Annotated in this window: 10 protein-coding genes; 2 read left to right on the top strand and 8 right to left on the bottom strand. The window is 70.6% G+C overall.

Annotated features, from left to right (window positions below; all coding sequences use genetic code 11):
- Nucleotides 1-19: 19 nt before the first annotated feature.
- Entirely contained in the window at nucleotides 20-331 is a 312-nt protein-coding gene (locus Asi03nite_RS30230; protein WP_203683900.1) for a hypothetical protein, read from the bottom strand.
- Nucleotides 332-640: 309 nt separating this feature from the next.
- Between Asi03nite_RS30230 and Asi03nite_RS30225 the strand changes: the two genes are divergently transcribed.
- On the top strand, nucleotides 641-1,861 hold the full coding sequence (locus Asi03nite_RS30225) for a helix-turn-helix domain-containing protein (RefSeq protein ID WP_307834038.1): 1,221 nt from the start codon (nucleotides 641-643) through the stop codon (nucleotides 1,859-1,861).
- Nucleotides 1,858-2,145, top strand: coding sequence for a hypothetical protein (locus tag Asi03nite_RS30220; RefSeq protein ID WP_203683898.1), 288 nt, complete (start codon nucleotides 1,858-1,860; stop codon nucleotides 2,143-2,145). Before Asi03nite_RS30225 ends, Asi03nite_RS30220 begins: the two co-directional genes overlap by 4 nt.
- Before the next feature lie 72 nt (nucleotides 2,146-2,217).
- Here the strand turns inward: Asi03nite_RS30220 and Asi03nite_RS30215 are convergent, their stop codons facing one another.
- The 7 genes from Asi03nite_RS30215 to Asi03nite_RS30185 all read right to left on the bottom strand — a co-directional run bounded on the left by Asi03nite_RS30215 (nucleotide 2,218) and on the right by Asi03nite_RS30185 (nucleotide 7,861).
- Nucleotides 2,218-2,421, bottom strand: coding sequence for a hypothetical protein (locus tag Asi03nite_RS30215; protein WP_203683897.1), 204 nt, complete (start codon nucleotides 2,419-2,421; stop codon nucleotides 2,218-2,220).
- Between the two features lie 92 nt (nucleotides 2,422-2,513).
- Nucleotides 2,514-2,660 carry a hypothetical protein gene (locus Asi03nite_RS30210; RefSeq protein WP_203683896.1) on the bottom strand — a complete coding sequence of 49 codons (147 nt, stop codon included), beginning with the start codon at nucleotides 2,658-2,660 and terminating at the stop codon, nucleotides 2,514-2,516.
- Nucleotides 2,661-2,679: 19 nt separating this feature from the next.
- Complete coding sequence (locus Asi03nite_RS30205; RefSeq protein WP_203683895.1) at nucleotides 2,680-2,967, bottom strand: hypothetical protein; 288 nt, start codon at nucleotides 2,965-2,967, stop codon at nucleotides 2,680-2,682.
- 234 nt (nucleotides 2,968-3,201) lie between these two features.
- The gene (locus tag Asi03nite_RS30200) at nucleotides 3,202-4,326 is read right to left on the bottom strand and encodes a helix-turn-helix domain-containing protein (protein ID WP_203683894.1); all 1,125 of its coding nucleotides are present in this window, start codon (nucleotides 4,324-4,326) and stop codon (nucleotides 3,202-3,204) included.
- A 194-nt stretch (nucleotides 4,327-4,520) separates the two neighbouring features.
- Nucleotides 4,521-4,697 (bottom strand): hypothetical protein, encoded by a 177-nt coding sequence (locus Asi03nite_RS30195; RefSeq protein ID WP_203683893.1) that lies wholly within the window; start codon nucleotides 4,695-4,697, stop codon nucleotides 4,521-4,523.
- 322 nt (nucleotides 4,698-5,019) lie between these two features.
- Nucleotides 5,020-6,429: an RICIN domain-containing protein gene (locus tag Asi03nite_RS30190; protein WP_239103037.1), complete on the bottom strand. Its 1,410-nt coding sequence runs from the start codon at nucleotides 6,427-6,429 to the stop codon at nucleotides 5,020-5,022.
- Between the two features lie 148 nt (nucleotides 6,430-6,577).
- Nucleotides 6,578-7,861: a poly(ethylene terephthalate) hydrolase family protein gene (locus tag Asi03nite_RS30185; protein WP_203683891.1), complete on the bottom strand. Its 1,284-nt coding sequence runs from the start codon at nucleotides 7,859-7,861 to the stop codon at nucleotides 6,578-6,580.
- Nucleotides 7,862-7,863: the final 2 nt, after the last annotated feature.

Here is a 7,863-nt window from a genome sequence, read left to right as displayed (position 1 = left end):
GCGATGAAGTCGCCCATGGTCACGCGGCCTCGCGGCGCCGGCCGGGGCGGCGGTCCTCGTTCAGCCACTTCTGCACCGCGTCGAGCGGTCGGGAGATGACCAGGTCTCGCAGGTACAGCACGCCGAGGGTCGGGTACAGCCGCGCGGCCTCTTCGAACTGGTCCCAGAGGTGCGCGGCTAGCACCCAGCCGGTGCCGTACCGCTGCACCAGCAGCTCGATCGCCGACGCGCACGGCCACACCGTCGGCGCCGCATGGTCCGAGCAGACGCCGGTGGGCAGGACCTGCCTGTGGGTGGCGCTTGTCGCTGTGCCGAGTTCCTGAGTGAGCATGCCCGCTCCTCCGCCGCGTCCAAGGGCTCAGCGCGGCGAGTCCGGGCATTTTCCACGGTTGATCCAGATCGACCGGCCCGCCGCGCTGGGCGACGACGGGCTCAGGCCCACAGTCCCGGGGTCGGTTTCCCTGCCCGGAAGCCCTCGCCCGCCGTCGCTGATCCGATATTGCCGCCCCGCAACCGGCTGCGGCGTATGCCGCTGTTGACACCTGATGACGTTTTCGCGGTGTCGATCGAGGGACAAGGGGCAGCGCCACCCACCTCACCAGCCCTACCGTGAGGGACACCAGCGCACAAAGGCGGTGACGTGGTGTTGACAGGTGTTGACGACGCAGACGCGACACCGGGCGGCACCCTGCGACGCTTGAGGGACGCAGCCGGCTACTCGCTCGCCGGGCTCGCCAAGCGGGCAGGGATGGACCGCACCCTGATCAGCATGCTGGAGCGCGGCAAACGCCCGATCCGGCCGCACCACGCCGAGGCCCTCGACAAGGCGCTGGGCGCCAACGGCGCCCTTCAGGCCCTCGTCGAGGGGGAAGGAGGGGCCGCCATGCAACGCCGCGAGGCAATCGCCTGGATGCTCAGCGCCGTCACCAGCGTTACCGCCACCACCAACCGCGCAACCCTGGACGAGGTCCTGCGCTTCGGGCTCATCGGGGCGATGGAGCAGCCGGAGGACTGGGACTCGACGATCTCCGAGATGCAGCGCCGCCTGGTCCTCGTGCCCGACGAGGAATTCGGGGCCACCGTCGGCGCGAAGCTGCTCGTCGTGCGCAAGGCCCTCGCCGACCGGAGCCGCTCCGACGATGTTCGCGCCGCGGCGATGCTGTCCCTGCTCTACGGCCTGTGGCAGGGCAACCAGGGCCGCTACGGCTCCGCGATGGGCTGGTACCACACCGCGTCGGCGCTGGCCCGCAAGTCCGGCGACCCGGAGATCGAGACGTACGTCCTGGGCCGGTCCGCGTCCCGCGGCGTGTACGAGGGCATGAGCCGCAAGCGCGTCACCGAGCTGGCCGAGGAGGCCCTCGCGGTCACCGGCCGGCCGACGCTCGGCGGGTTCGAGGCCAGGGGCGCGCTGGCCGGGGTGCACGCGATGACCGGGAACGTCGACGGCGGGCGCGAGCAGGTGCGGGCGATGCGCGCGCTGGTCGGTGACCTGCCGGATGACGGTCCGACCGGGCCGGCCGCGCGGGCCGCGAACTTCGACGTGTTCGTGGAGGCGCGGGCCGGGGACGCCCAGGGTGCGGAGCGGGCCCGGGCGGAGACCGAGACGGCGCTGGCCCGGACGCCGCTGTGGCTGGCCGAGTCCCGGATCTACTACGCGCTGAGCGTGGCCCGCGCCGGGTTCGTGTCCGGCGGCGCGGCGCTGGCACTGGAGGCGATCCGGACCGTGCCGTGGAACGTGCACACCTTGGCGATGGCGGCGGCGGATGTGCTGACCGCGATCCCACGCGAGGATCAGAGCGACGAGGTGATGGAGCTGCGGCGGTACGCCGCGCCGGCGACACGACCCTGGGAGACGCTGTGATCAAGCCGCGACACCACGAGGAGCAGACTGCCGCGGAGCACGCCGCTGAGGTGGCCCGGGTCCGCCAGGTCCAGGCCGCGGCCCGCCCGGATCACCATCCGTGGGCGGCAGCTGGCCCGGCGGAGGGCGACCCGTGCCCGGCCTGCGACGTGCCGATCGCCGCGGTGAACGCTGAGCCGTTGGAGTTCGACCTGCGCGACGGCGTGATGGCGGCGACGAGCATGGTGTACGTGGCGCTCCCCTGTGGGCACCCGGTGGTGCGAGTCGCCGGCGGGGGCGCGTAGTCCGGACACGACGAAGCGCCCCGCCCTGGGGACGGTTGTCCACAGGGCGGGGCGCGATGTCGGTGGGCCGGTCTACGGTGTCGGCATGCCGTCAGGGCTCTGGTCGCCGGCTGCTTCCGCGAGCGTCCAGCTGTTCTTGGCAGCGATCGGGGACAGCAGTCCGAGGACGTATTTGCGGGCACGGCGTCGTGGCTCCACCCGCCCGAACCGGGCCGCCAATCGCAGCATCAACTCATCGAAGGCGGCGGACCAGCCATCAAGGTCATCAAGAGCCACGAGATCGGTAGTCTACAGAGGACACCAGGATGCGGTTCAGGGCTCGGCCGCCACCCCGACGCCCCTGTCGACGCGACTTCATCAATCGATGGTCACGATGGCGTCGCCGACACCAGCACAGAGCCAAAACCAGCCACTACCAGCGAAGACTCCACCTCACGGAAGTCGTGCACCCGGACAACCCTGAACTGGAACGGCTGGCCGAACTGCACGCTCGCTTTGCGGGTGATCGCCAGCACGTCGCCTGACCGGGGATTCTCATACCGTCGTCACCTCGCTCCAGTGCTTGATCGCGTCGAGCGGCCGCGAGATGACCAGGTCCCGCAGGTACAGCACGCCGAGGGTCGGGTACAGCCGCGCAGCCTCTTCGAACTGGTCCCAGAGGCGCGCGGCAAGCACCCAGCCGGTGCCGTACTGCTGCACCAGCAGCTCGATCGCCGACGCGCACGGCCACACCGTCGGCACCGCATGATCCGAGCAGATACCGATAGGCAGAACCTGCCTGTGGGTGGCGCTTGTCGCCGTGCCGAGTTCCTGAGTGAGCATGCCCGCTCCTCCGCCGCGTCCAAGGGCTCAGCGCGGCAGGTCCGGGCATTTCCCATGGTTGATCTAGACCGATCGGCCCGCCGCGCTGGGCGACGACGGGCTCGGGCTCACCGTCCCGGGGTCGGTTTCCCTGCCCGGAAGCCCTCGCCCGCCGTCGCTGATCCGATCGTCGCCGAGACACCGCGGAAAGTGGAGACCATCCCTGTCCACGACCTGTCCATGGACAAAGCCGGCTCAGTCGGACAAGCGCGCCTCCAGAGCGGCCACCTCACCAGCGAGATCTGCCGACCCGGTCGCCAGCGCCGTCGCCCGGGCCTCCTCGAGGAGACTCCGCGCCATGTCGCAGTTGCCTCCCGCCAGGTGCGCCGAGGCCAGCGCCAGCTTGTACTTCGCGCCGAATTCGGCGCCGGCCACGTCGTCGCCAGCCGCCTTCAGGCCCGCGGTCAGCTCCTCGATCGCCTTCTCCCGACGCCCCAGCAACGACGCCACCAGACCCCGCTGCATCTGCAGGTAACCCGGCGAGTAGAAGTAGATCCAAGGCGGCTCCTTCTCGGGGTGCTGCTGCGCGTCGGCCATTGCCGCCTGCGCCAGATCGAGCAGCTGGTCGGCTTGGACCGCTTCGCCAAGCAGGGCATGCCCACGCGCGCCCTGCTGGCAGGCCATCGCCCGGATGCCCGGCGACCGACTGTTCTTCGCAGCCGCCGCCGATAGGCCCACCGTCGGTCCGGGCTTGCGCTGCGACCACGCCAAGTGTCCGCGCATCGACAGGGACGTGGCGATCAGCTCCCGGCCGGTCGGCAGGACCGAGGTCGCATCGACCTCCTCCGCGTACTCCAGCGCCCGTAGATACCACTCGTGGGCCTGACCGTGCTTCCCGGCGGCCGCCCGGAGCCAACCGGCAAACTGCGCCCACTGCCCGGCGAGGTCGACCACTGCCGGGCGGATGTCGCCGACAGCCTCATCGGCGAGTTTCTCGACCAGGCGCACCGGCTCGGCCGTCATGACGAGGAGCCGATCGGCGCCGAACCGGTCCTCCAACTGCCGCATGCCGGCCAAGGTGTCATGCAGCACGCCGACGGCGACCGTGTCGACCGCCCGGGGATGCTTCGCGACGTAAGCGATGCGTTCGCCGGCGCCGTTGAGCCCGGGCGTGCGCAAGGTTGCGACCAACGCCCCGTCGCCGTCGAGGATGCTGTCGAGCTTGGCCGCCTCGCCCTCGCTCGGCAGAGGGAGCCGGTTGTGCTCCCAGTTGCTGAGTTTGCTCCGGGAGTAGTGGCTCCGGTCTGCGAGCTGGCGCAGCGTGAGTTGCCGCGCGGTCCGGAGTTCGCGCAGCTTGTCGCCGAAGGTGATGGTGTCCACGGCACGTCCCTGCTTGCGGTCAGGGGGTGGCGGCCGGGCCGCAAGTCCCGGCCACCTGTATCGACGGTACGCCCTGCCAACGAGCGACGCGGGTCCGCCGATACGAGGTCGACCGAACAGGCAATGATCGACGCCGATCATCCGCGACGGACACTGAAGCGCCGTGAGGTCCGGTATGAGTCCAGGGGCACGAATCACCGACCGCGCCTGGTCGAGGCCACTCCTGTGTTCTGGCGTCCGCTGGTGATCACCCTGGTCGCGACCGGGCTGCGCTGGTCGGAGGGGCCGCCGAAGATCTGCGGCACACTCAGGCCGCGCACCCGATCTCCGACCGGATGCCGCTGACCGGTGTGCAGCGCCGGCTCGGGCACTCCCTGATGATGGGCAGGTTGAGGCCGAGTTCGCGATGGCCTCCGCCGGCAACATCGAGGCGCTGCTGTACGTACCGGCCTGGACCGGCGCGGCGATTCCGGCTGCCGTCCGGGCGACCCACCGGGACCTCTCCAGCGACTGAGACCTGTGGGCCGGAGGAGGCGACCACGCCGGGGCCAGGCCGGCATCGTCCGCGGTGATCGGGCCCGGCTCCACGCAATCATCGGCGGCCGGTTGTCGATTCCGGCCGGCGGTCGACGGGCTCGCCGGGAGCAGCGATTTCCCGGCCGTGCACAGCGTGCATGTGCCGCTCCTCTCGCCTCATCCCGCGGCGACGATCCGCCAACGCTGGTTCGCGCTCGTGGAGTCGGCGTACTGACCGGCGCTCGCGCCGTTCGCCGTCCGCCCCATCCCGTCCAGGTAGAGGCCGGTGGCCCGGTTGCGCAGCCGCACGTTGTTCGCGTCGGTGAGCACGGTCCACTGCTGGTTGGCGCTGGTGGAGCCGCTGTACTGTCCGGCCGCGCTGCCGTTGGCGGCGCGGCCCATGCCGTCGAAGTACAGGCCGGTGTTCACGTTCCTGATCCGGACATAGCTGCCGGAGTTCTCGACGACCCATTGCTGGTCCGAGCTCGTGCTGCCCGTTCCCTGAGCGAGGTCGCTGCCGGCCGTCGCGCGGCCCAGTCCGTCGGCGTACCTGCCGGTGGCGGCGTTCACGATGCGAACCGTGGTGGTGCCGCCGGTGCCGATGCCCCACGAGTACTGCAGCCGGTTGAGCCCGGACGGGTTGGTCAGGGTGAGCTCGATGCCGGATCCGCTGCCGGTGCGCCGGGTCAGGCTGTACCAGTCGCCGTCGCGCAGGCCGGGCCAGTAGACCCCGCCGACGCCGAGCTCGCGCAGCTTGCCGCTGACCCCGCGGACGTAGTCGGCGAAGAACGAGCCGCTCGGGATGTTGTAGTCGATGGTGTCGTAGGAGACCCCGTTCTTGCTGCCGGGGCTCATCGGGCCGCCCCACTCGGTGGCCACGGTCCGCGACGCGTACCCGCCGATGGAGCTCGCGATGTGGTTCGCCCACGACGTCTCGTCCTCGTACCCGGCGAAGAACGAGTAGTCGTGGACGGCGAGCAGGGTCGAGTTCAGCCGGCTGTCCTGGCCGACCGCGGCGACGTTCTGGGCGAGGCCGGCGCCGTCCAGGATCACCCGGCCGCGAGGTACGTCCGGGTGCCGGGCCAGCCAGGAGTTGTAGAAGTTGTTCAGGTCCGTTGTGGAGTAGCCGTACGGCTCGTTGATGACTTCGAAGTAGGCGTTGCTGTTGCCGGCGTACCGGGCCACGACGGTGTCCCACATCTGGTCGTAGGCGGCGGTGTTCGCCGGCCGGCCGCCGGAGTAGGCCCAGTACGCCAGGATCACCTTGCCCTTGGTGAGCGCCTGGTCGACGGCGCCGGTGTAGGTGTTCCAGTACGTCGTCACGGTCGGCTCGTTGATCGGCATGCGGACGGTGTTGGCGCCGGTGATCGCGTACAGCTGGCCGACCACCCGGTCGGCCACGACGGACGCGGAGGCGTACGTGTCGCTCGGGCCGAGGCCGGACACGTAGAGCACCCCGTTGACGAAGTTGTCCCGCTGGTCGGCCCAGTTCACTCCGCGGAACTGCGTGGTGTCGGCACGCGCCGGTGCCTGAACCGCGACGGTCCCGGCGAGTGCCAACAAGGCGGCGAGCAGTATTCGGCGCATCCGGTTCCTCCCCATAGCGTCTGTGACGTGGCGCCAAGCCAGCGCCAGGCCGACCGTTAGTTAAAATGTCGCTCGTCGATATGTAAGCCCTCGGACCGCAGGCCGAAATGGCATGGCGGATTCGCTGATAACCATTTTGGGCCTGTATCTATCGGCTGGCGCACGCGAGCACCGGGGCGGACGGAGTGCCGTTGGCCAGGAACCCGAAGACGACCGAGCCGCCGGCCGGGACGGAACCGCTGTACGAGGCGTTGCGGACGGTCACCGCCGAGCCGCTGGTGGTCAGCGCGCCGTTCCACAGCTGGGTGATGGTCTGGCCGCTGCCGAGCGTCCAGCCCACGGTCCACCCGCTGATCGCCGCACTGCCCGCGGTGACCGTGACCTCACCCTGGAATCCGCCCGGCCACGAGCCGACCGTCCGGTAACCGGCCGTGCACCCGGTGACCGGAGTGGACGGGCTGACGGACTGCGACGGTGACGAGGGCGAGGGCGACGGGGGCGACGGGGACGTGGTGCCGGGCGGCAGGTAGGGGCACTTGCTGCGGTACAGCGAGATGCCGCTCGGGTCGGCGAGCGACGGGCACAGGAACTGGGTGTACCGGGTGTCGTTGTCCAGGAAGATCTTCAGCCACGGGATCAGGACCTTCATCTCCGTGTTGTTGGCCCGGGTGAAGAACAGGTGGTCGGCGCCGGCGATCTGCACGAAGTCGCTGGGCGTCGTCGTGGGCATGCCGGCATACAGGTTGTCCAGGTAGGCCGGGGTCACGGTCGGGTCGGTCTGCCCGCCGATGACCATCATCGGCACCTTGTCGGTGGCCAGGCTCAGGGTGCCCGGCGTGCCGGGCGCGAGCCCGACCGCGGCCTTCAGCGAGGGGCGGCGCTCGGCGGCGAGGATCGTCCCGGCCCCACCCGCCGAGTGGCCCATCACCGCCAGCCTGGTGGGATCGACCCGGTCGCGGACGGCGCTGCGCTGCGTCAGGTAGTCCAGCGCGGCCAGCAGCTCGGTGGCACGGGCGTCGGCGCCGTCCGAGCGGGTGATGGTCTCGACGCCGATGACCACGAACCCGAACGAGGCCAGCCACGGCCCCATCCACGCTTCCTCGTCGGCGAACAGCGCCGAGTAGCCGGGCACGATCGCCACCGCGCCCCAGGTGCCGTGGCCGGTGTCGGTCGGATAGTAGATGTATCCCCCGCCGAATCCGTTACCGGCCGGCACTGTCAGCTGCGCGGTGGCGAACGTGCCGCGGGTGGCCGCCACACTCGCCACCGTCGGGTCGGGCCCGCGCTGGTAGGGGTTGTCCGCGGCGTACGCGGACGGCGGCGCCAGGATCGCCAGGACGGCCGCCGCGACGGTCAGTACGGTGATCGCGAGGCACGCGACGAGCCGCCCGCGCCACGCCGCCGGGGCGGGGTTGGACGTGGTGTTCGGCACGT

This window comes from Actinoplanes siamensis, assembly GCF_016862395.1.
Classification (GTDB): Bacteria; Actinomycetota; Actinomycetes; order Mycobacteriales; family Micromonosporaceae; genus Actinoplanes; species Actinoplanes siamensis.
Note: the sequence above shows the minus strand (reverse complement) of the source record. Positions and strands in the feature narration are given on the sequence as shown.